The sequence below is a fragment of the Dyadobacter sandarakinus genome (assembly GCF_016894445.1).
Classification (GTDB): domain Bacteria; phylum Bacteroidota; class Bacteroidia; order Cytophagales; family Spirosomataceae; genus Dyadobacter; species Dyadobacter sandarakinus.
On the sequence record NZ_CP056775.1, the window covers coordinates 3824072 to 3849696 of the forward strand.

Genomic DNA, 25625 nt, shown 5'->3' on the forward strand with positions numbered 1-25625 from the left:
GGTAAAAGTTACCTGAAAAGAAATTGATGTGTATATTTATCCCCCTGATACCCTACGACAGCCGGTCGACCCGCCCGAATTGACAACCACCGAAAATTCCGCAAGTCGGCTCGTGCTGTCATTAGGGTATCAGGAGTAAAAAATGCTTCATTGGATTTTATAGTTCAACTATTAATCTATTTAATTGATAGACAAAGTAAAATTATCGTTTTGATTTAAACAAGTATTTTACAGGAGGTACATCATCTTTTTACGATGGCAAAGTTCCCGGAATCTGTATCCTGCTAATTCCCTGTACCGTCCCACTGCTGCGTACCTTCCAGATATCGTAGTTTTTTTGCATATCCAGCCAGAATTCTGCATTAACTCCGAACCCTTTTTCCAGGCGTACGGCCATTTCGGGCGAAATAGCCGCTACTTCATTGACCACTTCCGATAGTTGCTTCCGGCTGACATTCAGATTCTTTGCCGCTTGTGTCACAGATATTTTCATTTCCTTCAAAATATCCTCCCGCAGAACTGCACCCGGGTGCACTGGCCTCATTTCATTCTCCATATTTTGTTTCAATGATAGCCTATGTAATCCACGTCAAAAACATCTCCGTCTTCAAATGTAAAAACGATCGGGTAGTTACCTGTCACTCATATCGACCACATCCCCGCCATCGTTCCAGAAAGTGAATGCAGCCTGTACCCTGGAATGGCACGCAGGGGCTCCAATGTTCTGGCAGTGTTCAGGGCAGTTAAAACGCGCCTCAACTCTTCAATTTGTGCATCAGGCAATTTGGAGGCATTCCCCTTCTCCCAAAGCATACAAAGTCCTTTGTGGCTTATACTTTTGATCATTTTTAAAATATAGTGTGCTACCCCAAGGGTTACAATTTACGACTTTTTATAAAGTCCTTATCCGGCTGCTACATTTTCTGGCCTTTGCCGGCTTCGCGATTATTCTTTCCAGCTTTTTGCTGCAAGTCGTCACCCAGGTCTTCGCGGGCGGCCTCAGCGATTTTTTCGAGCTCGGCCACGATTTCAGGATTTTGTTCCAGAACGTCGTAGCGCTCAGCCGGGTCACGGGTCAGGTGGTACAATGCTTTGGGATACTGGTGATCCTCCGGCGCAGATCCGGGCTGGCCGTTTTTACCAGGCAAAGAACCTTCGTAAGTACGGCCGGGATGTGCAAATACCAGCTTCCAGTCACCTTTCCGTACTGCTTCCAGACTGTTTTTACGGTAATAATACAGGAAAGTCTCCCGGGGTGTTTTGGTTTCGTCCCCTTTTAGTAAGTCCACAAATTCCACTCCGTCGATCTTTTCTTTGGGTAACCTGGCGCCGGTCAGCTTTGCAATCGTCGGCAGGATATCAATGGCCGACAGCAGCTTGTTGCAAATCCTGCCCGCAGGCACCACGCCCGGCCAGCGCATGATCGTCGGCTCGCGCTGCCCTCCTTCAAAGGACGTACCCTTACCCTCGCGGAACCCGCCTGCCGAACCGGCATGGTCGCCGTAGTTGAGCCACGGACCATTGTCGCTGGTAAAAATCACCAGCGTGTTTTCATCCAGTCCCTGGGCTTTCAGCTCCTTCATGATCTCTCCTACCGACCAGTCGAGCTCCATTAAAACATCCCCGAAAATTCCCCTCTCGCTCTTGCCGCGAAACTTCGCCGAAGCAGCCAGGGGTACGTGCGGCAACGGGTGCGGCACATACAGGAAGAAGGGTTTGTTTTTGTTTTTACGGATAAATGAAACGGCACGCTCCGTGATCGCCGGCGTAAGCTCGCTGGCATCTTCCAGGTTTTTGATTTCCTTGCCCGGCTTGTTACCATCAATCCAGTGCAGGGGCGGGTATTGCGCGCGTTCCTGCCATGGATGCAGAGGCCACATGTCATGGGAATAAGGCACGCCGTAATATTCGTCGAAGCCCTGCTGTAAAGGCAAAAACTCCTCCTGATTTCCCAGATGCCATTTTCCAAAAATCCCGGTTGCATAGCCCTGTGCTTTCACGAGTTCTGCAATGGTTTCTTCTTTGGGGTTCAGCCCGGTAGGGTCCTTGGGTCCCAATGCACCCGAAATACCGACCCGGTTGGGATAACAGCCTGTCAGTAAAGCCGCGCGGGAAGCACTGCAAACTGCCTGAGCGGCCATGAAGTTGGTAAAACGCGTCCCCTCCTTGGCCATTTTATCCAGGTTCGGGGTTGTGTAACCCAATGCCCCCGTCACCGACAAATCGCCGTATCCCAGGTCATCAATGAAAAACAGCACTATATTGGGCTTTTTGGCCTCCGGTTTGGTACCCTTCATAGCCGTCGTAATAACAGCACCTGCCAGCAACAATCCCAGACAAACCACCCCCCTCATTTTTCCAAATGTCATCATACCATAAATTCTTTTTAAACAAACCCAATAAAACCGACAGTCAGCAGCATGCTCACCAATTCACATTCTGGCGAAGCGTCGGCGTCAAATTAAGCTCTTTCTGCGGAATAGGCCACAAATAATGGCGCGTGGCATCAAACACCTTGTTGACCGCCACGGCTTCTGCGGTCACCAGCTGGCCTTGTGCATTGGTATAAGTAATCCCGTAAACCGGGCCCGGCATGACCATTTCTGCCGTTTTCCAGCGGCGGATATCAAACAAATGCTGTCCTTCAAAAGCCAGCTCCACAGTCCGTTCCCGGCGCACCAGCTCCCGCAATGCAGCCTGACTGCCTGAGGTAACATCGGGCTGCTTCACATCTGTACGACCATTCCGCACTGCATTGATGGCATTATAAACGCTCGCATCCACCTGCCCCAGCTCTATTTTAGCTTCTGCATACGTCAGCAAAACCTCTGCGTAGCGGAGCAGGATGATGTTAATCCCGCTGTTCACAGGATTGCCATAATCCTCATTATTGATGTATTTTTTGATGTTAAAACCCGTCGTCGACGCAATGTAGGTACTGCCTATCGCATCCGCAGTACCGCTCGTAGGCTGCGGCTTGAATGCAATGCCGCTGGGCAGCACATCGTCTTCGAGGTAAATGGAGTACTTCAATCGCGGATCCCGGTTGAGGTAGGGCTTGGCAGGGTTGTAGCCGCTGCCGGCGTCAGTGATCTTTTTACCTTCGGTGGTTTCATAAAGATCAACCAGCGCCTTGGTGGGCACAAAGGTGCTCTGGCTGTTTTTCTGACTGTAAGGAGCCAGCAGCTGAAATACATTCACCGGGTAAGTATCCTTGATAAACTGCCGGTCCAGCAGTACTTCCCTGTTGTTTTCAGCTGCATAGGTAAACAGTTTCTGGTACGAATCGTACAGGCTGTATGTACCCGACTTGATCACCAGGTCGGCGGCAGCGGCGGCTTTCTGAAACCGGCCGGCATACAGGTTGGCGCGCGCCAGCAGTCCGAGTGCAGCCCCTTTTGTCATGCGTCCCGTTTCCGAGGCCGCATAGGCAGCAGGCAGCAAAGCAGCAGCTTCGGTAAGTTCTTTGTCTACAAAATCCCAGAGCTCCTCCACGGGTGTGTTGGTAAGCTGGCGGGAAGCTTCCAGGGTCAGGGAGCTGGTCACCAGCGGCACCGGCCCGAAAAGGCCGATCAGCTTGATATACTGGTATGCCCGTAATGCTTTTGCCTCTCCCCTGAACTGGTTGATCAGGGCCGTATTGGTGGAAGGTACCTTGTCCACGTTGTCGAGGAAATAGTTGGAAGCACCGATCCCGCGATAGGCTTTTCTCCATTCATTGTACACTTTTGCGCTCGTAGCATCGTAACTTCCCAGCTCCACATACGCTTCCACGTTGAAGTTCTGGTTTGTATGTGCAATGTCCGTCATCGCATCCCAGCTGATGATATTGGTGCTGTCCAGGTCAAGGTAGATCGAGTTGACCGCCGTTCGTGCATCGTTCTCACTTTTCCAGAAAACGTCCACCGAAAGCCGGTCATTGGGTACGGTTTCGAGCAGATCCTTGTCGCAGGAAATCAGGACCACGCCCGCAACCAGCGCCATAGCCCATGTATTGATGGTATTTGTGAATTTTTTCATAATGGTGGTTTTCAATGTTGGGGATCAGAATTGCAGGTTCAGGCCCAGCGTGTAAAGTGCTGTTTGCGGATAGTACACACCCCTTCCCGACGGCACTTCCGGATCAAGGTTCCATTCATTGAGTTTTGAAATCGTGAAAACATTGGTCGCCGAGGCATACACACGCACCCGGCCGAGGTAGATCTTCTTGACCAGCGCGGCAGGCAGGTTGTACGCTACCTGCACGTTTTTCAGGCGCAGGTAAGACCCGTTGATCACCAGCCTGTCCGAAGTGGCTACATTCCGAAGGTCAAACTTGACCGGCCGCGGAAAGCGGGCACCGGTGTTTTCGGGCGTCCAGTAATTGTTGGTGTAAATTTCATGCGTAAAACCTTCCTGGTTCCCCATTTCGGCGAGGGCACCCGCCAGCCTTGCGTCTACTTTGGCAGTTCCCTGGAAGAGGATGTTCAGCTCAAAGTTTTTATATGAAAAATCACCATTCAGCCCAAAGGTATATTTCGGAAATGAGTTGCCGATAGCCGTCATATCGTCTGCCGAAATGCGCTTGTCTCCATTAAGATCGAGGTATTTCACATCGCCGGGCTTGGTATTGGCCGCGTAGGTTGCGCCATATTCGGCAATTTCCTGCTGAGTCTGGAAAAGCCCGTCCGTCTTATAGCCCCAAAGCGTATTGATCGGGAGGCCTTTTGCAATGATATACCGAGGGTCAATGTCCGAACCGGCCAGGTAAGGACCCGTGCCTTTCAGGTCGGTTACCTTGTTTTCATTGATGCTCAGGTTGGCACCCAGGTTGTAGCGGAAGCCCGAAGGAGCCGGCGTACCCCGGTAGTTCAGGGCAAATTCCCAGCCTTTGTTCTCCACGGATCCGGCATTTTGCGGCGGTGCATTCAGCCCGATCGTGGCCGGGATATCCAGGTTGAGCAAAATGTCATTGGTTAACTTGCGGTAGTAATCCACCGTCAGGTTCAGGCGGTTGCCAAGGAAGGAAGCATCCAGTCCAAGGTCCAGTTGCGTGGTCGATTCCCAGCCCAGACCGGTATTGGCCAGTGTGGTTTGGCGGTAACCCGGTACCGAAGCCCCGCCCAGGTTGTAACCTGCGGCAGTAAGCGATGCATAGTAGCTGTACAGGTCCACCGACTGGTTTCCGGTGATACCCCACGAGCCCCTGAATTTCAGGTCATTGATTGTCTTTTCAAGCGGCTGCCAGAAGTTTTCCTTGGAAATACGCCAGCCTGCCGAAAATGAGGGAAAAATGCTGTATTGCTTGTCGCCGGTGAATTTGGACGACCCGTCGTACCGTGCATTGACTTCAAGCAGGTATTTTTCATTAAAATCATAATTGATACGTCCGAAGAAAGATCGAAGCCCGTATACCGCGTCACGGCCGTCGTTGCTTTTGGTACCATCATTGGCACCCTGCCCGATAGAGCCGATATCGTTGTTGTAAAAACGCTCCCGGTAAGCCGACAGGAAAGTCTGCGTATTACCGATCTGCGAGTAGCCCAGCAGGCCTTTGAAGTTATGCGGACCCCAGCTTTTTTCGTACGTCAAAAGGTTATTGAGCGTGTACTCTTTCAGGTTATCACGTACTTCCGTCAGGCTGTTGTTGGCAATGACCTTGGTAATATTGGTATTCTTATCAATGTTGGTATAGGAGTTCGTGTAGTTTTTTTGCTGGGTAAAAAACCCTCTTCCTGCCAGCTGGGTGGAAAACGTCAGTCCTTCCGCAATGTCCCAATCTGCCTTTACATATCCCGACAGGTAGTCGGTCGTTTGCCGCGACAGGCCGCCGATTTCAATGAACATCAGCGGGTTATTTCCCTGCGTACTCAGGCCGTAGGTACCGTCAGCGTACTTGGGCACAGCCCACAGCGAGCCGTGGAAAAACCTGTCCAGGGGTGCATTGGCATTTGTGGTCGGGCTCAGGGTCTTGTTAAAACGATAATTCACATCCGCACTCACGCGGATCTTTTTGGATACCTCATAGTCCGAGTTCAGCCGGATTTCACCGATTTTATTGCCAAAATTGTCAATCACCCCTTTCTGGTCCTGGTAACGGACGCTCAGCCGGGTACGCAGTGACTCATTGCCGCCGGCGATCGAAAACGTATGATTCTGCTGGGGAGCCGCATGCAGCAGGGTTTGAAACCAGGTATTGGGAAGTGGGTACCGCTCACGGTCCGTTGCATGGATCCACGTTTGGATGGATTCCTCCGTAAACCGGGCGGGCAAAGTTGCACCTGCATTGGTATAGGCAGCCACCTGCTCGCGCATGTAGGCTTCCAGGCCCATCATTTTAGGTACGTTGGTCGACTTCTGGATTGCGTAGTAGCCGTGATAATTGACCTGCACCTTGCTGCCCGCAGCTCTTTTGGTACGGATAAGCACAACCCCGTTGGTTGCCCGTGAACCGTATATGGCCGTAGAAGATGCATCTTTCAGCACCGAAACAGACTCGATATCATCCGGATTCAGGTCACTCAGGCGCTGCTCAATGCCGTCCACGATCACGAGTGCATCATTCTTACCCAGGTCGAATCCGCTGGTCGAACTGTTATTAATATTAAACGTAGTAATACCCCGGACACGGATCGCGGCATTGGACCTGCCGGGTGATCCGCCCTGATCAAGCACAGTCACGCCCGGCATTACGCCCTGAAACGATTGCTGCACACTGGACACCGGCCTGCGGGTGATCTCCTCCCCGCTGATTTGCGCAATCGAATTGGTCAGGCTGGTTTTCTTCTGGGTACCGTAACCTACGACCACCAGCTCATCGAGCTGACGGGTATCTGCCGCAAGCTGGGCATCCACAATGGTGCGCTTGCCCGCTTCTACCTCCTGGGTAACGTACCCGATGCCCGAGAAAACAAGAACCGCGTCTGTCGGGGCATTCAGCTGGTATTTACCTTCGGCATCGGTGGTGGTGCCAGTTACGGTATTCTTGATCACAATGTTGATACCTGGCAGGGCCGACTTGTCTGCGGCCGACGTCACGGTTCCGCTGATCGTCTGCGCATGGGCTTGTAAACCGGTCAGTGCCAGGAGCACCACCAGAAAGAAAAGCCCTGAAATGAGTTGGGGGAAATTTTTAAACATGCAATCGTAGTGTTTGGTGGTTGCTTTCTGAGAAAAACTAGATAAAGTCTAGCGATTCGATAGGCAAAGTAAATTATGAAAATCCGGTTTGGCAAAAGTTTGTTGTCAAATTCACAAAGAGCAAATTCCTGCGGAGCGATTGTTAATTTGCAAAACGCTTTCTATTTTGAGCAGTTTCGCTACCTTCTCTATGGCACAAATGAAAAAAGAAGCTACCTACTTTGGCGTAAAAGAAATTGCCCGCCGCGCCAACGTTTCCATTGCTACGGTAGACCGTGTGCTGCATAACAGGAGCGGGGTTTCGGAAAAAACTAAGAAGAAAATCAATGACATTATTACTGAGCTCGATTACCAGCCCAACATCCTGGCGAGCCGGCTGGCATCCAAAAAGATCATTTCACTGGCGGTCTTAATCCCGCGGGTTTCGGAGGAGACTGACTTCTGGGAAGCACCGCTGCGCGGGATCAGCCGTGCGGAGGCCGAGATCAGGAAATACGGCATTCAGGTCAGCGAACATTTTTTTGATCTCAACGACAAGCATTCATTTGAAACGCAGGCACAGCTGGTACTTGGCAGTGATGTGCAGGGCGTGCTGCTCTCCCCTACTTTCCTGGACGAGTCACGCGATTTTCTGCAGAAATGTCATGACCGCAAGATCCCCTTTGTGCTGATCGACTCCGACGTACCCGATCTGGACCGGCTTTGCTACATTGGCCCACACCTGTTTCAAAGCGGATATGTAGGTGCCAAACTCCTGACCTACCGCCTGAAAGAAAACCATAAGGTACTGGTGCTCAACATATCGCAGGAGGCAGACAGCTACAACTTCATGCAGATCGAGGAGGGTTTCCGAGCTTACTTCTCCGACCACCAGCAGCCTTGCGAAATTATCCGCAGCGACATCAGCCACACCGACCCTCTTTCCATTACCCGCGACCTTACGCGCATTCTGCACGAGCACAGCGATCTGGAAGCCATTTTCGTGACCAATTCCCGGGTTTTTGCCGTGGCTGCTTTTCTGAAAAAAGCAGCGCGAACCGACATTTCGCTGATCGGATACGATTTTTTAAAACAAAATATTACCTACCTCAAAGAAGGCCTGATCGATTTCCTGATCTGCCACAAACCCGAAGAGCAAGGTTACCGCGGAATGATGGCGCTGTATCAGAAACTGGTGCTCGGTGCAACAATCGAAAAAGTGCATTTTATGCCGATCGATATCATCACCAAAGAAAACCAGGCATTTTACCAGAATTAGCCCTTCACAACCTTTGACGGCTGATTGCAACCGTAAATAATGATTATTGCAAAATTATTGATCAGGAAAAGATCAGAAACCTTGCAAATTCAAATATGTTCGTATATTTACGGGTACGTACCCGAAGGTGGAAATACAAAACTATTCCTAAACTCCTTACCTTAAAGCTCCATGCATTTTAGCAGAAGAAAGTTTATCCACTCCTCACTGGCTGCCGGTGCAGGCCTGAGCCTGATGCAGGTTCCGTTTGCAAAGGCCGGACGTGCCGATGGAAAGCGGGTTGGTATCATCGGACTGGACACCTCGCACAGCGTCGCGTTTGTGAAGGCGCTCAATGCAGAGCAGCCCGACACTGCCTACGATGGTTTCCGCGTCACGGCTGCCTACCCTTATGGCAGTAAGGACATTGAGTCGAGTGCGAAGCGCATTCCGGGTTATATAGAGGAAGTAAAAAAAATGGGGGTCGAGATTTCCGGCTCCATCCAGGACGTGCTAGCCAAGTCGGATTACATTCTGCTCGAAACCAATGATGGCCGCCTCCATTTGCAGCAGGCACTCGAAGTATTCAAGGCAGGTAAAAAGATGTTTATCGACAAGCCCGTAGCAGGCTCGCTGAGTGATACGCTCGCTATTTATGAAGCTTCAAAAAAATACAAAATTCCTGTTTTTTCTGCCTCGTCCCTGCGGTACATCAAAGGGCTGGAAGGCATTGATAAGGCAAAAGTACTCGGGGCCGACACATACAGTCCTGCCACCCTTGAAAAAACACACCCTGACCTCTACTGGTACGGCATTCACGGTGTAGAAACACTCTATACGGTGATGGGTACTGGCTGTAAAAGCGTCACCCGGGTCAGTACGCCCGATACCGACATTGTGGTAGGGATCTGGGAAAACGGGCGCACAGGCACATTCCGCGGCACCCGCACAGGCAAGCACGATTACGGCGGGACCGTTTTTACCGAAGACGGCAACAAAACATTAGGCCCATACGCTGGCTATGAGCCGCTTTTGGTGGATATTATCAAGTATTTCAAAACAGGGGAAATGCCGGTGACGCCCGAAGAAACCATTGAGATATTCGCTTTCATGGAGGCAGCGGACGAAAGTAAGCGGCAGGGCGGCAAAAGTGTGACACTGGAAAGTGTGCTGGCCAAAGCCCGTAAAAAATCATCCTGAGCATTGCCCTGATTTGTCGGGATCGTTTGGGTAAATGCATAAATTGCCCTTACACGTGAACTGACCGCAATGAAAAAACCCGATACCATTAACCGCAGAAAATTTCTTTGCAAGACGATCTGTACGGGCCCGCTGATTGCCGCAACTTTCTGGCTTTCGGGCTGTAGAGGCAAGTCAAAGGATGCATGCAGCGACATTTCGGGCCTGACGGAAAGTGACAAAACCAACCGGGAAGCTATGGGCTATGTAGCCATTTCGCCGATTCCCAACTCTACCTGCGGCAACTGCCAGCTCTGGCTGCCACCCGAGGATGAGGATGCGTGCGGGGGCTGCCAGCTTTTTAAAGGGCCGGTGCCGGAAGAAGGATTTTGCACCTACTGGGCGCCGCACGACAAAGATGAGTAAAGCCGGAATTTATAAAACCTGACCTTAACCAACCTGAATATGAAAAGTCCAGAAAACCCGACGGGCGAAAACCGCCGGGACTTTATCAAAAAATCGCTTGCAGGAAGTGCCCTGCTTACTATTGGCGGTGTGCTGCCGGGTTTCAGTCCGAAGAGCTATGCCAATATTATGGGTGCGAATGAAAAAGTAAATGTGGCCATGATGGGCGTCAACAGCCGCGGTCTTGCGCTCACTTCCAACTATGCCGTGCAGCCCAATTGCCAGGTGATTTCCATTTCTGATGTAGATTCCCGGGCTACCGCAAAGGCAATTTCCACCGTGAACGAGGTAGCCAAATACAAACCCACAGATGTTCCTGACTTCCGTAAGGCATTGGAAAACAAGGATGTTGATGCACTGGTTATCGCTGCACCGGATCACTGGCACGCACCTGCGGCTATTCTGGCGTCCAAAGCCGGCAAGCACGTGTACCTCGAAAAACCATGCAGCCACAATCCAAACGAGGGAGAAATGTTGGTGCAGGTGGCCAAAAAATACAAAAATGTCATTCAGATGGGCAACCAGCGCCGGTCGTGGCCCAATGTGGCCGCAGGCATCAAGGCAGTGCATGGCGGCGCCATCGGTCGTCCGTATTTTGCCAAAGGCTGGTATACCAACAACCGCGCGTCTATCGGGGTGGGAAAAGAGACGGCGGTACCTGCCTGGCTGGACTTTGAACTCTGGCAGGGACCCGCGCCGCGGCGTGCATTCAAAGACAACATCATCCATTACAACTGGCACTGGTTCTGGCATTGGGGCACGGGCGAAGCATTGAACAACGGTACCCACATGCTTGACCTCATGCGCTGGGGCCTGCAGGTAGACTATCCTACCCGGGTAACTTCCGCAGGCGGCCGCTACCGGTACAAAGACGACTGGGAAGCACCTGACACACAAGTGATCAACCTTGAATTTGCCAACAATACCGCCATGTCGTGGGAAGGCCGCAGCTGTAATGGACGTACGAATGAAGGCGCGAGTGTGGGGGTGATTTTTTACGGGGAAAACGGCTCCATCCAGATTATGGAAGGCAATGCCTACAAGCAGTACGACCTTGATAACAAGCTTGTAAAAGATGTGGTCAATGATTTTGAGATCGATCCGAGAAACAAAATGAACCCGTCGCAGGCGCTGGATGCATTGCACATTCAGAATTTCTTTGAGGGTATAAAAAAAGGAACCGCTGTGAATGCGGAGATCGTGGGCGGGCATCAAAGTACCTTGCTCGCACAGTTGGGCAACATTGCCTTACGCTCCGGCGGTACACTGAATATTGATCCGAGCAATGGACATATCAAGGGGAACAAGGAGGCGGAGAAGTTCTGGAAAAGGGAATATCAGAAGGGCTGGGAGCCGACGGTGTAGTTGGTTGGCTTCTAATTGATGTGAGAAGCTTGGTTGGCTAGTTCCGCCCTTCGACCGCCCGGCCACCTTGGTCACTTATTCCGCCCTTCGACTCCGCTCAGGGTGACAAAAATTAGTAAGTGCCATTTCTTGAAAATAGCACTGCAACCAACTTTGTCACCCTGAGCGGAGTCGAAGGGCGGAACTGACAACCAAGCTTACTACAAGCTAAGCAAACAAGCTATTTAACCAAACCCCATCTTTCCCCCCAAAAATGAAAACCCCCGCCATGGCAGTAAGAGTCGACAGCCTCACCCGCACGGAAACCAATATTTCTGTTTTCCTGATCGGGGTGATGTTTTTCATATTTGGCTTTATTTCGTGGGTGAATTCCATTCTTATTCCCTACTTCAAAATTGCCTGCGAGCTGACCAGCTTTCAGGCTTACCTGGTCGCATTTGCGTTTTACATTGCGTATTTCGTGATGTCGGTACCGTCGTCGTATTTGCTCCGGGCAGTGGGTTTTAAAAAAGGAATGATGTTCGGTTTTTGGGCGATGGCTTTGGGTGCATTCATCTTTGTGCCGGCGGCGATGACGCGCACTTATGAGGTTTTCCTGCTCGGCTTGTTTACGATCGGGATCGGACTCGCGATTTTGCAAACAGCTGCCAATCCATACATTACCATTTTGGGCGCGAAGGAACGTGCGGCGCAGCGGATCAGCATTATGGGCATTTGTAACAAGGCAGCGGGTATTCTGTCACCCATTGTTTTTGCTGCGGTAATCCTCCGACCTACGGATACGGATCTTTTTGCGCAGCTCGGCTCCATGACGGATGTTGAAAAAAGCAGTGCGCTGGATGAGCTGATCCGACGGGTAATCAAGCCCTACATCGGGCTGGGCAGCTTTTTGTTTGTGCTGGGTTTTCTGGTTTACAAATCTCCCCTGCCCGAGATTGATACCGAGCACGAAAGCGAAGCCATTGCCACGGCCAATGCAGGCAAAACGAGCATTTTTCAATTCCCGCACCTCATCCTCGGCGCGCTGGCGATCTTCCTCCATGTGGGTACACAGGTCATCGCGATCGACACCATTATCGGTTACGCCAATTCCATGGGCATCGATTTGCTCGAAGCGAAGGTGTTTCCATCCTACACTTTGTTCTGTACGATTTGTGGGTATCTGATCGGCATTACAGTCATTCCAAAATACATCAGTCAGGTGAATGCATTGCGCATCTGCACGCTGCTGGGAACTGCATTTACATTACTGATCATTTTTACAAAAGGTCAGGTTAATTTTCTTGGCCACACCACGGATATTTCGATCTGGTTTGTGGTGCTGCTGGGACTGGCCAACTCGCTGGTTTGGGCCGGAATATGGCCGCTGGCACTGGATGATCTGGGCCGCTTTACCAAACTTGGCGCTTCCATTATGATCATGGGACTATGCGGCAATGCAATCATGCCGCTGTTTTACGGCTATTTCGCAGATCAGTTCGATGTGCGGCAGGCCTATTGGGTTCTGCTGCCTTGCTATTTGTATCTGGTGTATTATGCAGTGGCAGGGCATAAGTTGAGACGCTGGCGCTTCAATGACTGAATGAGTGAATGATTGAATGGGTGGTACCCCCTCCTTTGTCACCCTGAGCGGAGTCGAAGGGCAAATGCGGCATCAACAAGGCACTTTTGCATCAACACGTTTGCAACTTTTGTTATAAGAACTACGCTTTACCTGCCGCATCGGCCCTTCGACTCCGCTCAGGGTGACAAAGTTGAGGAGGGCTACGTTTTAAGAAATATTTATTAAATGAAATTAAAAATCACCAACGCCACCATCATCACCCCCTACCGCTACATCCGCAATGGTACTGTAATCGTGGAAAATGGTGTGATACTAGGCATACATCAAGGAAACATCGATTTCCTTGATGCCGAAACCATTGATGCTGCCGGCAACTACGTTGCCCCTGGCTTTATCGATCTGCATATTCATGGTGGTGGAAACCATGATTTTATGGATGGCAGCGTGGAGGCATTTTTGGGAATTGCTGAGACGCATGCGAAATATGGCACGACGGCCATGGTACCCACAACGTTGACCAGCGAAAAAGAGGATCTGCTGGAAACACTGGATTTATACGAAAAGGCAAATGCATTGAATACGAAGGGTGCCCAATTTCTGGGGATGCACTTGGAAGGCCCTTATTTCGCATTGAGCCAGCGGGGTGCGCAGGATCCCCGCTACATCCGGAACCCTGATCCGGCGGAGTATGAAGAGGTGCTTGCCTACTCGTCGTCGATCGCCAGATGGAGTGCCGCCCCAGAGCTGCCGGGGGCGATTGATTTTGGTAAAAGGTTAAAACAAAAAGGCATCCTGGCCGCTGTGGCGCACACGGATGCGATTTATGAAGATGTGCTGGAAGCTTACGAAAATGGCTATACGCTGGCGACACATTTATACTCGGCCATGTCGGGCGTGACGCGGCGGAATGCATTCCGGTATGCGGGGACGATTGAAAGTGCTTTTTTGCTGGATATGGATGTAGAGATCATCGCCGATGGCTTGCATTTGCCTGCTCCGCTTTTAAAATTGATTTACAAAATAAAAGGCCCCGATCGCATTGCCCTGATCACCGACGCCATGCGCGCCGCCGGGATGCCCGAAGGTGAAAGTACACTTGGTTCGCTGAAAAACGGCCTGAAAGTGATCGTGGAGGATGGCGTGGCCAAGCTGCCCGACCGGACGTCATTTGCAGGGAGTGTCTCCACCGCCGATCGGCTTGTCAGAAATATGGTGCAGATGGCGGATGTGTCGCTGCTGGATGCCGTGCGGATGATGAGCGCTACGCCGGCACGCATCATGGGCGTGGACGGTAGCAAAGGTACACTGGTGGCCGGGAAGGATGCAGACATCGTCATTTTCAACGAAAATATTGAAGTCCAGACCACCATCGTGCGTGGAAAGGTCATTTACCAGAAAGAAAAAAATACCATTTAACTACACTACAAAATGAAGGTTGACCAACTGGAAATAAGGATATTCGAAACCAGAAAAGAAATGGGTGAAGCCGCGGCTGTGACGGTAGCGGGCAAGATCCGTGAACTGCAATCGGGAAAGGAATTTATCAACATCATTTTCGCTTCTGCCCCCTCGCAAAATGAGTTTCTGGCTGCATTGAAACAGGAACCCGGCATTGCCTGGGAGCGGATCAATGCATTTCATATGGATGAATATGTGGGCCTGCCAGCCGACGCGCCCCAGACTTTCGGTAATTTTCTGAAAGTAAACCTGTTTGATTTCGTCCCGATGCATTCCATTCACTACCTCGACGGTAACGCTACCGATCCGGAAAAAGAATGTGCGCGCTATGCCGGTCTGCTGGAACAATACCCGACGGACATTGTGTGCCTGGGTATAGGGGAGAATGGTCACCTCGCATTTAACGACCCGCATGTCGCATTTTTTGATGACCCCCTGACCGTAAAAATCGTGGAGCTGGACGATGCCTGCCGCAACCAGCAGGTAAACGACGGCTGCTTCCGGACCTTCGGCGAAGTGCCCGCCACGGCGCTGACTTTGACGATTCCCACCCTTTTGAAAGCAAAATACGCCTATGCCATGGTACCCGGCCCAAACAAGGCGCAGGCGATTTACAATACTTTGAATGAAGAAATTCAGCAGGATTATCCGGCTACGATCCTGCGGATGCACCCGAATGCCGTACTTTTCATTGACAAGGCGAGTTCAGGGATGCTGAAAGAAATTTCGTCGTACAGTAGGGCCTAGTCGCAGACGGGCTATCTTGCAAGTATTACCTCAATCCATTCAAATGAGAAAAGAAATCCTGACCATCGCTTTATTGGGTGCAATGACATTGAACCAGGGATGCAATTCGAAGAAAGAGGGGGAAGAAAAAAGTGCGGAAGACAAAAAACCATTGAGCCTGATCATGGTCGAGCCGGGGCATTTTCATGCGGCTTTGGTACAAAAATCCATGTACCCGGACGTGGACTCGGTGGTGCATGTGTACGCCAGCGAAGGTCCCGACGTGAAGGCTTACCTCGACAAAGTGGAGAAATACAATGCCCGGCCAGACGATCCGACGCACTGGAAGGAGGAAGTATATACAGGAACGGACTTCCTGCAAAAGATGCTTTCTGATAAAAAGGGCAACGTGGTGGTGCTCGCGGGTAATAACCAGAAGAAGACCGACTACATCAAACAATCCGTGGACGCTGGTCTTAATGTACTGGCTGACAAGCCGATGGCGATCGATGCGGCGGGATTTGAGAAACTGAAAGCTGCATTTGAGAGTGCAGAAAAAAATAAGGTACTGCTGTACGACATCATGACGGAGCGGTACGAGATCACCAATGCATTGCAGCGCGAGCTGGCTGCATTGCCGCAGATTTTTGGCGAGTTACAAAAAGGGACGCCCCAGGACCCGGCCATATCGAAGGAAAGTGTGCACCATTTTTTCAAATACATTTCGGGCGAAGCATTGGTACGTCCTACGTGGTTTTTTGATGTAAAACAGCAGGGTGAAGGCATGGTTGACGTGACGACGCACCTGGTGGATTTGGTGCAATGGAGCGCTTTTCCGAACGAGTCGATCAACTATGAAAAAGATGTGAAAATCCTCAATGCCAAACGTACTGCCACGCATCTTACGCCTTCGCAGTTCAAGCTCGTCACCAAGACCGACAAGTATCCGGACTTTTTGAGCAAAGATTTGAAAGACAGCACATTGAACGTGTATTCGAATGGTGAAATGAACTATACGCTGAAAGGTGTGCACGCCAAAGTGTCGGTGCTATGGAATTTCCAGGCGCCGGAAGGCACGGGCGACACGCATTATTCGGTGATGAAAGGCTCCAAAGCAAACCTGATCATCCGCCAGGGCAAAGACCAGAATTACAAGCCGGTACTCTACATCGAACCCACCGACAAAGGCGACCGATACGCCGAGGGCCTGGCCGCGGCTTTCAAGCGGGTGCAGGGCGAATACCCGGGCATCGAGCTGAAAAAAATCGGCACGGGCTGGGAAGTAGTAGTGCCTAAAAAATACGACAACGGCCACGAAGCGCACTTCGCGCAGGTAGCGAATAAGTATATGGAGTATTTGAAAGTCGGCAAGCTGCCGGCCTGGGAAGTGCCGAATATGCTGGCGAAGTATTGGATTACTACTGAGGCGTTGAAGCGGGCGAAGGAGTAGCCCTTGTTGACTTTGTCACCCTGAGCGGACCGGGCCGCCGGGCGGTCGAAGGGCGAGGTCGCGACCGCGTTGGCCCCTCGGCCGCATTTGGTACCGCATCAGCCCTTCGACTCCGCTCAGGGTGACAAATGTGAAGTGAGCAGCGTGGTGGCGCTGCTCATTTTTTTTGTTTAACTGATGCAAATGTTGCTTCTATCAATTTGAACTGGCAGACAAACTTTCCACCTTCTCAAAAAACCTCAACAACTCCCTAAAACAAAAGTAAGTATGATGCAAATCCGGGTCGTGGCCGAGCTCCTGCAAGGCCATAATGTACCCGTCGAACATCGTCCAAAGCTCCTCCTTCCACCGCCCGGCGCTACTGCTGCTCAGCAGGGTATTCACTTCTTTGCCGTAAGCTAACAGGACTTCGTCGGAAGGTAGGGTAATGTGTGTTTTTGTGTTCATGTTTTTTTGAGGTTTTTAATGTGTGAAAATGAAATTTGTTACGCTGAACTCACCAACCTTTGTCACCCTGAGCGGAGTCGAAGGGCCGACGCGGCAGCCACAAAGCACTTCCCGGCGACCTTCTTGCTTCGACCGCCCGGCGGCCCGGTCCGCTCAGCATGACAAAGGTGAGCTAGCTCAGCCGCTACACCGCAAAACTTGCTTCTTCACACCAGGTAACCAACCACCACCCCATGTAAATTACCCAAAAACTTACCGACGGATTTATATAAATTGCCCCTTTAACCAAACACCTTTCCGCATGACACATACTACCGCCAACCCGAAGATTCACGAGGGACGAAACCTCAAACGGTTCCGCGAAATGCTCGGAATCAAACAAGATGTGCTCGCTTTCGAGCTCGGCGACGAATGGAACCAGCAAAAAGTTTCGCTCCTCGAACAAAAAGAAAAAATCGATGCCGACATCCTCGAACAAGTTTCCGCGATTCTTAAAATCCCCGCTGAGGCAATTCGGAATTTTGATGAAGATCAGGCAATTAATATTATTTCAAATACATTTCACGATCAGGCTTATCTAGGTAACCCGCATTCAACATTTAATGTAAATCCAATTGCAGAAATAAGAAGATTGCATGAGGAGAAAATGGAGCTTTATGAGCGGATGTTGAAGGAGAAGGATGAGATGATGGGGAGGTTGGAGCGGTTGATTGGGGGGAAGTAGATTATTAACACATAAGCTGTATACCGTCAATGTATTAATATCATGGATAAAAGCGAAAAGGATTTCAGAAAGCAGATTCAAAATGACCTGCGTAAAAAAGCCGCGGAAGAATTTGAGGCAAGTTTACCGATGAGCCGCGCAAAATTTGAAGAATTGTTCGACTACTTAGACGAAGAACTGCAAGAACAATCATGTGATGACACACCTGCATTAACCAAAACTTTCCTCGAAAACGAAAACATCGCGAACATAGACGAAGTCGTGAAATGGCTAGCCGACGAAGGAGGTTATTGCGATTGTGAGATACTTGCGAACGTTGAGGAGCAGTTTGAGTAGCAATCATACTCAATATTCAATCCACTTGGCTGAATACGCGAGCAACGCGCCGTCGAAAGAAACATTTAAAATCATCGGCGAGGCGATGAACCGCATTATCAAGAAGGACAGCACCATCCAAATCACTAATTCCCGAAAGCTTGTCGATGTTCGAAATCGGATCATTGATGGTAATGATTCGATTTCGGATGATATTGTTTGGGGGATTGTTATAAAGCACTTACCCCTTTTAATGATTGAAGTTGAAGCATTGATAAATTCATCAAACTGCTCTCGAGAAATTTGACTTATTTACAGTTAAGAGAGTGTTACTTCTGGTCAATTGAATATACTGTAGTGAATTGATTATTTTGGCGTCTAAGCTACTAAACAATTTAATTTAACAAAGTATCTTACTTAAATGAAGGCAATTTCAAAAACCAAAGTATAGCCCGTTTTGATCGAACCAGTCCATTGCTGTTTGCTACAAATTAACTTCTTACCGTCAATAATGTATTCCCTTTTATTTTCGAAATTTGAAATACTATACAGATCAGCAACGGAATATTCACCTACTGTTTTCTTCACTAGTAATTTCATCATTTTAACGAATATTTCTTCTGATGATTCAGCATACTTCACATCATAGATATTCAAATGCAATTTCACACGAGTCACTATCTGTTCGCCACCTTCGATATAGTATGATATATTATTGTGGAGAAAAGAATCTCCTGTATCTAAATCCAAAGGGTCCGTTGATGCAAACCAAATGTCATCTGGCTGCCAGTGGTAGTCACGAGTCTTCAAATTAAACTCCTCTAAAAAATTTCTTGCTAGATGCGGAGTCCAGCCAAGATCAGCAGGCACAATTAATGTCTGAGTCTCCCTTTTTCTTACCTGCTTGATCTGGCTAATTGAATTCAGAATATCTTCTTTATTATTAATATCTGACAAATGAATTAATCTCGCCCATCGATGAACAAAATCCAGATTAAACTTGAAAGTTTTTAAAACTTTGAATAAAGCAAGCTTAACCAGTTTCTTGTCTTTAATTTTGGATTTAATTCCCAAAAATATCGCTTCATACCGGACAAAGATGTGTAAGAGGAAGATAAACGGCAAGAAAGAGACAGACATAACAATTGGCAACAAAAATTCTATCAAATTGGCAGTTGTAGCATACTTTTCTATATCAGCTAACACATAATATAATCGGTAGAACAAAAATATTAAGGTTATCAATGCGATAATAATGCGTAACAGTTTTTCTACGTGCGAGTATTTAATGTTGCTTTTTGATGAATAATAAAGTATTGACAAGAAAGTCATAAGAGGAATCAAAACTATCTCAGTAGATATGCTTAAATCAAAAAGCTCAGCGGTAAACGACACCAATCCAGAGAATGCAACCAATTCTATTATCTTAGCTTTGAAATAGTCTTTTTGTTTGCTAATACTATTTATGTCAAATATTTCAAGAAAGGCGAATGAGACTACCCATAAAATTGTTGTTTTAAGATTTTCAAGCTTCCATAGTCCTATTCCCGACAATGCTCAAATCCATACAACGATATAGATTGACGCAATTAAAATGGTTACCAAAATACCTAATACAAAGAGGGACTGTATTACCTCTGCAAGTGCTTTACGAATTGATTTCTGCAATAAAGCCCATACAGAAACAACACTAAACCAGATTAAAATGGCAATTTCATGATTATTAAGTGCCATGGATTTTGCTACGCTACACTAGTTTTTGATGCTCAAATCCGAATCTTCTAATTCATAGATTATCAATCATTTTGTTTGCGTAGGCCTTATATATATTAGGCATTCATCTCCACTCCAACTGCACCCCTTTCCTAACTAAAACCCTTGAAATACTTCAATAATCCTTTTTCCTTCCGAACTTCTGGACTCGCTTCTTCTGTGAAGCATAGATCATGAGCAGCCCCACAGATTCACCGTAATTCATTCTACCGGGAGCATGCGGTAGCAGCCGTTTGTTTGATATGTTTGGGTTTTTGTTGGCGGGTAAATGGTTTCTCATTCTTACGAGCAGCATGCCGCCGAGTGTGCGACGCCCGCAGGATTTGGAACAGCAAGGAGGCGAAATCGGTGTGGTTGTAACCTACTTTGTTATGCTTTCGTGAAATTGCTTGCCGCTTCCTCCTTAAAAAAACAAAAGAAACCTTCAAAGCTTAAATCTTCATCAAGTTTTTCCCAATGAATTCCGAAAGGAGATAATTCGTAGTTTTCCCTATCATCGCTAGACGCATTCAATAATCTCGGAAACCACTTTAAAGGATGGCTGCGCTCTTCGCCGGATACGGTTTGGATAAATATATGATCATCCTCGAACCAAACTTTTTTTACTTCAATTTCCATGATACTCTTTCCATTTAGCAATGATGATTTCCTTGTTTTCTTCAATTAGGGATTCTGCTAAACTAATGTCTTTCCTCTTGATGCCTTTATTATCGATCAGCTTAACAGGACTTACCTCAAACTTTGCTTCACCGTCTGCATTCTTAACATGAACATGAATCGGTAAGTGCTCATTGGAATAAAAATAGAATCTCAACCCGAAGACTATAAACAATGTAGGCATATCGTCTTTTTTCCTAGTGGTGTTATTTACTTATCACAATCTATGAATATTTTACCTAATTCATTTCAACCCTTCCACGCCAACTCCACCCCTTCCCCCACCAAAAACCCCTGAAACCCCTCCAATAACCCTTTCTCCTCTCGCACCTTCCTCGGCACAACCTTCTTATCCAAAGCAAACTTCACCAGCAGCCCCACAGCCTCCCCAATGCTCCATTCAACCGGATGCAGGCGGTAACAGCCATTTGTAATGTGCGTGGTGCCGATGTTTTTGTTGGCGGGAAGCAGGTTTTCCATGCGTATGGGCAGCAGGGAGCCGAGGGGGATTTGGAATGGCAGGGAGGCGAAGTCGATGTAATTGTCGCCAGCGCTGCTGGGGTGGAGGTCGATGTGGTAGTAGCCGATGCCGACGCTGTCGGGGAATGTGGCGGCTTTGGTTTTGTCGCCGGGAGCGCCATTTGCGACGGCCATTTCGCGGTTTGCGGCGCCGACGTGCTCTTCCTTGATGGTGAAAAGTGCCTTGATGCGCCGCGATTCGCGGACGTACGGGTATTTGGCGAGGCCGTCGTCGGTGCCCATGATGTCTTTTCGGAGTCGGATGCCGGGCCAGCCTTTGCCGCCGTCGGGGCGCGGGGCCTCGGTTTGCAGCCAGTAGAGGAGCGAGAGGCTGAGCTGTTTGGCGCGGTCGATGTGCTTTCGGGAATCCTTTTCGCTGGCGCCGATGAGGTTGCCGAGCACATAATCGTTTTGCGGCCAGTTGACGATCGTGATGTCGCCCGCATAGGTGCCGGGCGTGAAGTTCTGGCGGCTGATGATGCGGCGGTACAGCCAGAGGTTGAGCGCGTCGCCGGTTTTGATGCCCTCAGGATGAAAACCGAGCGTTTTCGGTTCGAGGGTTTTGGGATTGGAGTACGCCAGGTCCAGCAGCCTGCCCGACCAGGGTTTGCTCATTTTGGGGACGTGGTTTCGCCAGAAATCGTACTCGACGGGCTTTTCGATGACGTGGTTTTCGCCCGGCCGATAATCGATCGCGAAGCACATCGTGAATGCCTGCACATTATCGGGATTACCTTTTTCGGGGGCGTGGAGTTCGCCGGTTTCGGCTTTTGACTCGGTGCCGGTGACAAACTCGGTGCCGGTCATCGGCAGCAGGTCGCCCAGCTCGGTAGCATCCGCAAAATACGGCGCCGACAAGGTAACCCGCCTCCCCGTGCGCGTGCTCACGACATCGAGCGACTTCACGCGGTTGCCCTGCACTTCGGCGGACACGGATTTGTGCTCGGTAAGCAGCGTAAGCCTGCCGGAACTGAGGTAAGGCGCCAGCATTTCGTTCAGCACCGCCACCGCCACGCGCGGCTCGCAGCAAATCCGCGAAACGGACCCATCGCCGGGATTGAGGTATTTGCGGCTTTTGGCTTCATCGGTGAGGGGGTAATGTTTGATATAATATTCGCGGATCGCATTGCGGAAATCGCGGTAAGATTTTGGTGCACCATGCGTTTCGATCCACTGGTGCTCGTCGGGCGGGACGCCTTGTTGAGAAATCTGCCCGCCGAGCCAGTCGGTTTCTTCGGTTAGGATGACGGTTAGTCCATTTCTTAATGCGGCGAGCGAGGCGGCGCAGCCGCCGAGGCCGCCGCCGGCTATGATCAGGTCGGCTTTGAGGGTTTCTTGCGGTTTGTTTTTATGCAGAGAAGGTCTGGATTTTTGGTCCAGACCTTCGATGTTTGTTAATGCACTAGTTAGTGCTATGTTTCCTAGAAAACTTCTTCGCTTCATTTACTCTTATCAACTTGTTAGTATTTGCATTTGTCATGCTGAGCGGAGTCGAAGCACAGATGCTGCCTTAACAACATTGTTCCTGCCGTATCGCCCTTCGACTCCGCTCAGGGTGACAAAAGTAGGAGGTAGCTTAGGATGTAACGTTTAACTCACCTTCCCCATCACCACCATCTCCTCCATCGTAGGACTCGGCACACCACCTTCTTTCTCCAAAGTAATTGCAAAGGCTACCGCTCCTGGCTGAGAATCTTTCATTTTCAAAACCTTTCCGGAAAACTGATTATCCAGCATGCCCATATCTACGGGCTGGCCACCTACGATGGTCCAGAGCTGATATTGCTTGCCAGCAGGTGCTGATGGAAGTTTTTGAACGTCCAGCATCACTTCGTTGGTTTTCTGATTCCACAATGCGGCTACTGCACTTTCGGGTGATTTCGGCAGACCGGCCATTTTTACCACTTTGTAATCCGGATTACGGTACATGGCAGCGAGGGCTTCGTTGTATGCGAGGTTGGTTTTTATTCCTTCCATTTCCCCTTTTACACTTCCCAATTCGGCTGCGAGCTGCTCATTGCTTCCTTTGTACTCCGTCATCTGTACGGCTGACCAGCCTGCAAAAATGGCGAACAGGATTGCCGCGGCCACTGCCAGTTTGGACCAGAATGGAACAACCTCGCGGGTTTCGACGCGCTCAAATGCGTCGTTGACAACAGCCCGCCGACCATCATTGTCTGTTTGTGCCGGAACTACTGTTTTTTCCTCTGTTTCTGCCGGGACTACTGACGGCGTTTCTATATGCTCTTCCTTGAATTCCCGGGGAGCGTCAAAGTTCATTTGTGCAAAAAGCGATTCCTTCAATGAGGCAGGCGGCGGAGTCTGGTGTTTCAACGCATACTCCTCCAACGCTTTTTCAGTCCTTAAAAGCTCTTCTTTTATTTCAGGGTAAATATGAGACATACACTCCACCTCCTGTTTTTCCTGGGGAGAAACAGTGCCCAATACATACTCTTCTAGTATGCCGGACTCTATGTATGCTTGGATGTTCATGCTGCAAAGTATTGTTTTAACTCTTGTAAGGCAGTCCGGATCCTGGATTTCACAGTACCGAGCGGAATCTTCAGTTCTTCCGAAATTTCCTCATGCGTATAGCCCTGAAAGTAGGCCATATCAATGAGTACCTTTCGCTCCGGTCTGAGCATGTCCACAATTGCTTTCATTTCCGAGCTCACCACCACGGAATCTTCATGCAGGTCCCTTTCATTCAGGACCACCTTGTTTTCAATATCATCCATTGCAGGTTTTCTTCCTTCCGCCCTCGCCGCATCAATCGCCCCATTACGGGCAATATTCATGATCCATGTAAACAGTCGGCCTTTCCCGGCATCATAGGAAGAAATGTTCTTCCATATCTTGAGAAAAGACTCCTGCAACACGTCTGCCGCTTTCTCTTCGTCCCTTAATGTTTTGGAAATGATATTAAACAATGCGCCTGAGTAGTGATCGTACAGGAACTCAAAGGCTGCCCTTTCGTTGCGTTTAAGAGCCACCACCAGTTCCTCTTCCGAGTATTTAACCTTGCTAGTCGCCAAGAGTTGCTTAATATGGATTGGTATGTTACGTACCGGCAAGCTAATAAAATTTCCGTAGAACCTGTAAAGTGCCCCGGATTTAATTGACGGCTCAAAAAAGGACCTTCTGAGCCAGGGCAGGTAGTTGTTGTAATGGTTTTCTAAAATAAAGACAGAGGCGGTCATGTTCTTGTGTTTTAAAGATATACGACAAGTCCTGACCATTTGGATTTACATCAGCCCTACTCTTTATTTTTACACATAAACACTTATACAACAATGCTTGAAACGGTTACAAAATTACCTGGAAAGTACTCCTAGCGGCGCAGTTTCTCCACCTGCCAGAAAGTGAGCATCAGGAAAAAGCCCATCAGTGAAATAAGGTAAATGACATTGCGGGAGTCTATCAGACCTTTACCCAGCGCACGGTACTGCTCGTCGAGGGCAAGCCAGGACAGGATTTCGCCCAGCGGACCGGCACCCGCCAGCGGCACCAGCGAGCCGAACCCAATGTACCATACGAAAGCCAGAAACACGCCAAGAATAAAGGCGACGATCTGGTTTTCATTGAGCGAGGAAGACCAGATCCCCATTGCTACCAGCACGCCGCTCAATAGCAGCAATCCGATGTATGATCCGGCTACCGCTGCTGAGTCTACGTTGCCGGGCGGATTGCCCAGCTGGTACACGCTAATGTAATACAGTAGTGTTGGAAGCAGGATGATTAGTATGAGCAGCCAGTTGGCTAGAAACTTGCCCAGGATCAGGTCTGCATTGCGGATCGGCTTGGTAAGGAGGAGTTCCAGGGTACCCGCCCGACGCTCTTCAGCCAGGGAGCGCATGGTTACCGCCGGGATCAGGAATATGAGCGTATAAGGCGCAAGCATGAAAAACGACCCAAGATCGGCATAGCCGTAGTCGAGGATATTGGAGTCAGGAAAAACCCACACGATCAGCCCGACAGCCGTAAGAAACACCACCATCACGATATACGCGATCAGGGAATTAAAGAAACCGGCTATTTCCTTCTGAAAAATTGCTAACACTGTACCCGTTCAATTTGCAAGAAAATAGTACCTCATTCGAATACGGGCTTTTCGCGGCGCATGATAGCAGCCACGATCAAAGATATAATCAAGCCCATGAAAACATACAGCAACACACCCGATACAAATACAATCCCGGGCGACATAAACCTTTGTGATACTTCCATCGTCTGGTCGATCTGAGCATCATCCAGACCTCTTTTTTCAAGGTCGCTCCGCATTTTGTCCAGCCCTTGCGTGATGAGCGTCGGATCAATAAACTGCATGTAAAACAATGTAAAAGCTGAGCTCAGCAGCCCTACAACAGCCGTCAGCAGCGTCCCTACGCCCAATCCTTCGCCATAGGACATGTAGCCTTTATTCTGCTCGCGGAAGTCTTTCATGCCTAACACAATGGCCACAATCACAAAAACCGTAGAAAGGGAAGTCAGAAGCTGGTTTTGGGAAAAACCGGTAACATTGATGATGACCGTGTAAATCATAATCACTACGGAAGCAAGCAGGCCGTATTTGAGCGCAATGCGGGCTGTTGATACTTTTTCTTCCATGTTCAGGATTTGTTTAGGT

The 25625-nt window shown here is 49.3% G+C and carries 25 protein-coding genes; 11 read left to right on the top strand and 14 right to left on the bottom strand.

Annotated elements, in window-relative coordinates; all coding sequences use genetic code 11:
* Window positions 1-250: 250 nt before the first annotated feature.
* The 5 genes from HWI92_RS15375 to HWI92_RS15395 all read right to left on the bottom strand — a co-directional run bounded on the left by HWI92_RS15375 (window position 251) and on the right by HWI92_RS15395 (window position 7119).
* Window positions 251-544: a HigA family addiction module antitoxin gene (locus tag HWI92_RS15375; RefSeq protein WP_229248058.1), complete on the bottom strand. Its 294-nt coding sequence runs from the start codon at window positions 542-544 to the stop codon at window positions 251-253.
* A gap of 98 nt (window positions 545-642) precedes the next feature.
* Window positions 643-846 (bottom strand): type II toxin-antitoxin system RelE/ParE family toxin, encoded by a 204-nt coding sequence (locus HWI92_RS15380; protein ID WP_204656865.1) that lies wholly within the window; start codon window positions 844-846, stop codon window positions 643-645.
* Between the two features lie 68 nt (window positions 847-914).
* Window positions 915-2297: a sulfatase family protein gene (locus tag HWI92_RS15385; RefSeq protein WP_229249396.1), complete on the bottom strand. Its 1383-nt coding sequence runs from the start codon at window positions 2295-2297 to the stop codon at window positions 915-917.
* A 127-nt stretch (window positions 2298-2424) separates the two neighbouring features.
* The gene (locus HWI92_RS15390) at window positions 2425-4020 is read right to left on the bottom strand and encodes a RagB/SusD family nutrient uptake outer membrane protein (RefSeq protein WP_204656867.1); all 1596 of its coding nucleotides are present in this window, start codon (window positions 4018-4020) and stop codon (window positions 2425-2427) included.
* Between the two features lie 24 nt (window positions 4021-4044).
* The gene (locus HWI92_RS15395; protein ID WP_204656869.1) at window positions 4045-7119 is read right to left on the bottom strand and encodes a SusC/RagA family TonB-linked outer membrane protein; all 3075 of its coding nucleotides are present in this window, start codon (window positions 7117-7119) and stop codon (window positions 4045-4047) included.
* 199 nt (window positions 7120-7318) lie between these two features.
* Here HWI92_RS15395 and HWI92_RS15400 point away from each other — a divergent pair, with 199 nt between their 5' ends.
* The 8 genes from HWI92_RS15400 to HWI92_RS15435 all read left to right on the top strand — a co-directional run bounded on the left by HWI92_RS15400 (window position 7319) and on the right by HWI92_RS15435 (window position 16563).
* On the top strand, window positions 7319-8377 hold the full coding sequence (locus tag HWI92_RS15400) for a LacI family DNA-binding transcriptional regulator (RefSeq protein WP_204656871.1): 1059 nt from the start codon (window positions 7319-7321) through the stop codon (window positions 8375-8377).
* 171 nt (window positions 8378-8548) lie between these two features.
* A complete protein-coding gene (locus HWI92_RS15405; RefSeq protein WP_204656873.1) occupies window positions 8549-9556 on the top strand; it encodes a Gfo/Idh/MocA family protein in 1008 nt (335 codons plus the stop codon).
* Window positions 9557-9625: 69 nt separating this feature from the next.
* Entirely contained in the window at window positions 9626-9961 is a 336-nt protein-coding gene (locus HWI92_RS15410) for a high-potential iron-sulfur protein (RefSeq protein ID WP_229248061.1), read from the top strand.
* A gap of 39 nt (window positions 9962-10000) precedes the next feature.
* Window positions 10001-11365 carry a Gfo/Idh/MocA family protein gene (locus HWI92_RS15415; protein ID WP_204656875.1) on the top strand — a complete coding sequence of 455 codons (1365 nt, stop codon included), beginning with the start codon at window positions 10001-10003 and terminating at the stop codon, window positions 11363-11365.
* Between the two features lie 268 nt (window positions 11366-11633).
* A complete protein-coding gene (locus tag HWI92_RS15420; RefSeq protein ID WP_374757877.1) occupies window positions 11634-12947 on the top strand; it encodes a sugar MFS transporter in 1314 nt (437 codons plus the stop codon).
* A 207-nt stretch (window positions 12948-13154) separates the two neighbouring features.
* The gene (gene nagA, locus HWI92_RS15425; RefSeq protein ID WP_204656885.1) at window positions 13155-14345 is read left to right on the top strand and encodes an N-acetylglucosamine-6-phosphate deacetylase; all 1191 of its coding nucleotides are present in this window, start codon (window positions 13155-13157) and stop codon (window positions 14343-14345) included.
* Window positions 14346-14357: 12 nt separating this feature from the next.
* On the top strand, window positions 14358-15134 hold the full coding sequence (locus HWI92_RS15430; RefSeq protein WP_204656887.1) for a glucosamine-6-phosphate deaminase: 777 nt from the start codon (window positions 14358-14360) through the stop codon (window positions 15132-15134).
* Window positions 15135-15177: 43 nt separating this feature from the next.
* Window positions 15178-16563, top strand: a complete 1386-nt coding sequence (locus tag HWI92_RS15435; RefSeq protein ID WP_229248072.1) for a putative oxidoreductase C-terminal domain-containing protein — start codon at window positions 15178-15180, stop codon at window positions 16561-16563.
* 195 nt (window positions 16564-16758) lie between these two features.
* Here HWI92_RS15435 and HWI92_RS15440 read toward each other — a convergent pair whose 3' ends face one another.
* Complete coding sequence (locus tag HWI92_RS15440) at window positions 16759-17010, bottom strand: hypothetical protein (RefSeq protein WP_204656889.1); 252 nt, start codon at window positions 17008-17010, stop codon at window positions 16759-16761.
* Between the two features lie 301 nt (window positions 17011-17311).
* Between HWI92_RS15440 and HWI92_RS15445 the strand changes: the two genes are divergently transcribed.
* The 3 genes from HWI92_RS15445 to HWI92_RS15455 are packed head-to-tail and all read left to right on the top strand — an operon-like array spanning window position 17312 to window position 18356.
* Entirely contained in the window at window positions 17312-17734 is a 423-nt protein-coding gene (locus HWI92_RS15445; RefSeq protein WP_204664598.1) for a helix-turn-helix domain-containing protein, read from the top strand.
* 42 nt (window positions 17735-17776) lie between these two features.
* Window positions 17777-18070: a DUF2695 domain-containing protein gene (locus HWI92_RS15450; protein ID WP_204656891.1), complete on the top strand. Its 294-nt coding sequence runs from the start codon at window positions 17777-17779 to the stop codon at window positions 18068-18070.
* Window positions 18071-18095: 25 nt separating this feature from the next.
* Entirely contained in the window at window positions 18096-18356 is a 261-nt protein-coding gene (locus HWI92_RS15455; RefSeq protein WP_204656893.1) for a HepT-like ribonuclease domain-containing protein, read from the top strand.
* Between the two features lie 110 nt (window positions 18357-18466).
* Here HWI92_RS15455 and HWI92_RS15460 read toward each other — a convergent pair whose 3' ends face one another.
* The 8 genes from HWI92_RS15460 to HWI92_RS15495 form a co-directional block, all read right to left on the bottom strand.
* On the bottom strand, window positions 18467-19603 hold the full coding sequence (locus tag HWI92_RS15460; RefSeq protein ID WP_204656895.1) for a hypothetical protein: 1137 nt from the start codon (window positions 19601-19603) through the stop codon (window positions 18467-18469).
* A 588-nt stretch (window positions 19604-20191) separates the two neighbouring features.
* A complete protein-coding gene (locus tag HWI92_RS15465) occupies window positions 20192-20440 on the bottom strand; it encodes a DUF2442 domain-containing protein (protein ID WP_229248074.1) in 249 nt (82 codons plus the stop codon).
* Window positions 20430-20663 carry a DUF4160 domain-containing protein gene (locus HWI92_RS15470; RefSeq protein WP_204656897.1) on the bottom strand — a complete coding sequence of 78 codons (234 nt, stop codon included), beginning with the start codon at window positions 20661-20663 and terminating at the stop codon, window positions 20430-20432. The genes HWI92_RS15465 and HWI92_RS15470 overlap by 11 nt, the downstream gene beginning before the upstream one ends.
* A 65-nt stretch (window positions 20664-20728) precedes the next feature.
* A complete protein-coding gene (locus HWI92_RS15475) occupies window positions 20729-22441 on the bottom strand; it encodes an FAD-dependent oxidoreductase (protein ID WP_204656899.1) in 1713 nt (570 codons plus the stop codon).
* Window positions 22442-22588: 147 nt separating this feature from the next.
* On the bottom strand, window positions 22589-23491 hold the full coding sequence (locus HWI92_RS15480; RefSeq protein ID WP_204656901.1) for an anti-sigma factor: 903 nt from the start codon (window positions 23489-23491) through the stop codon (window positions 22589-22591).
* Entirely contained in the window at window positions 23488-24033 is a 546-nt protein-coding gene (locus HWI92_RS15485) for an RNA polymerase sigma factor (protein ID WP_229248082.1), read from the bottom strand. The genes HWI92_RS15480 and HWI92_RS15485 overlap by 4 nt, the downstream gene beginning before the upstream one ends.
* A 296-nt stretch (window positions 24034-24329) precedes the next feature.
* A complete protein-coding gene (gene gldF / locus HWI92_RS15490) occupies window positions 24330-25058 on the bottom strand; it encodes a gliding motility-associated ABC transporter permease subunit GldF (RefSeq protein ID WP_204656903.1) in 729 nt (242 codons plus the stop codon).
* A gap of 32 nt (window positions 25059-25090) precedes the next feature.
* Window positions 25091-25606, bottom strand: coding sequence for a DUF4199 domain-containing protein (locus tag HWI92_RS15495; RefSeq protein WP_204656905.1), 516 nt, complete (start codon window positions 25604-25606; stop codon window positions 25091-25093).
* Between the last annotated feature and the right edge of the window lie 19 nt (window positions 25607-25625).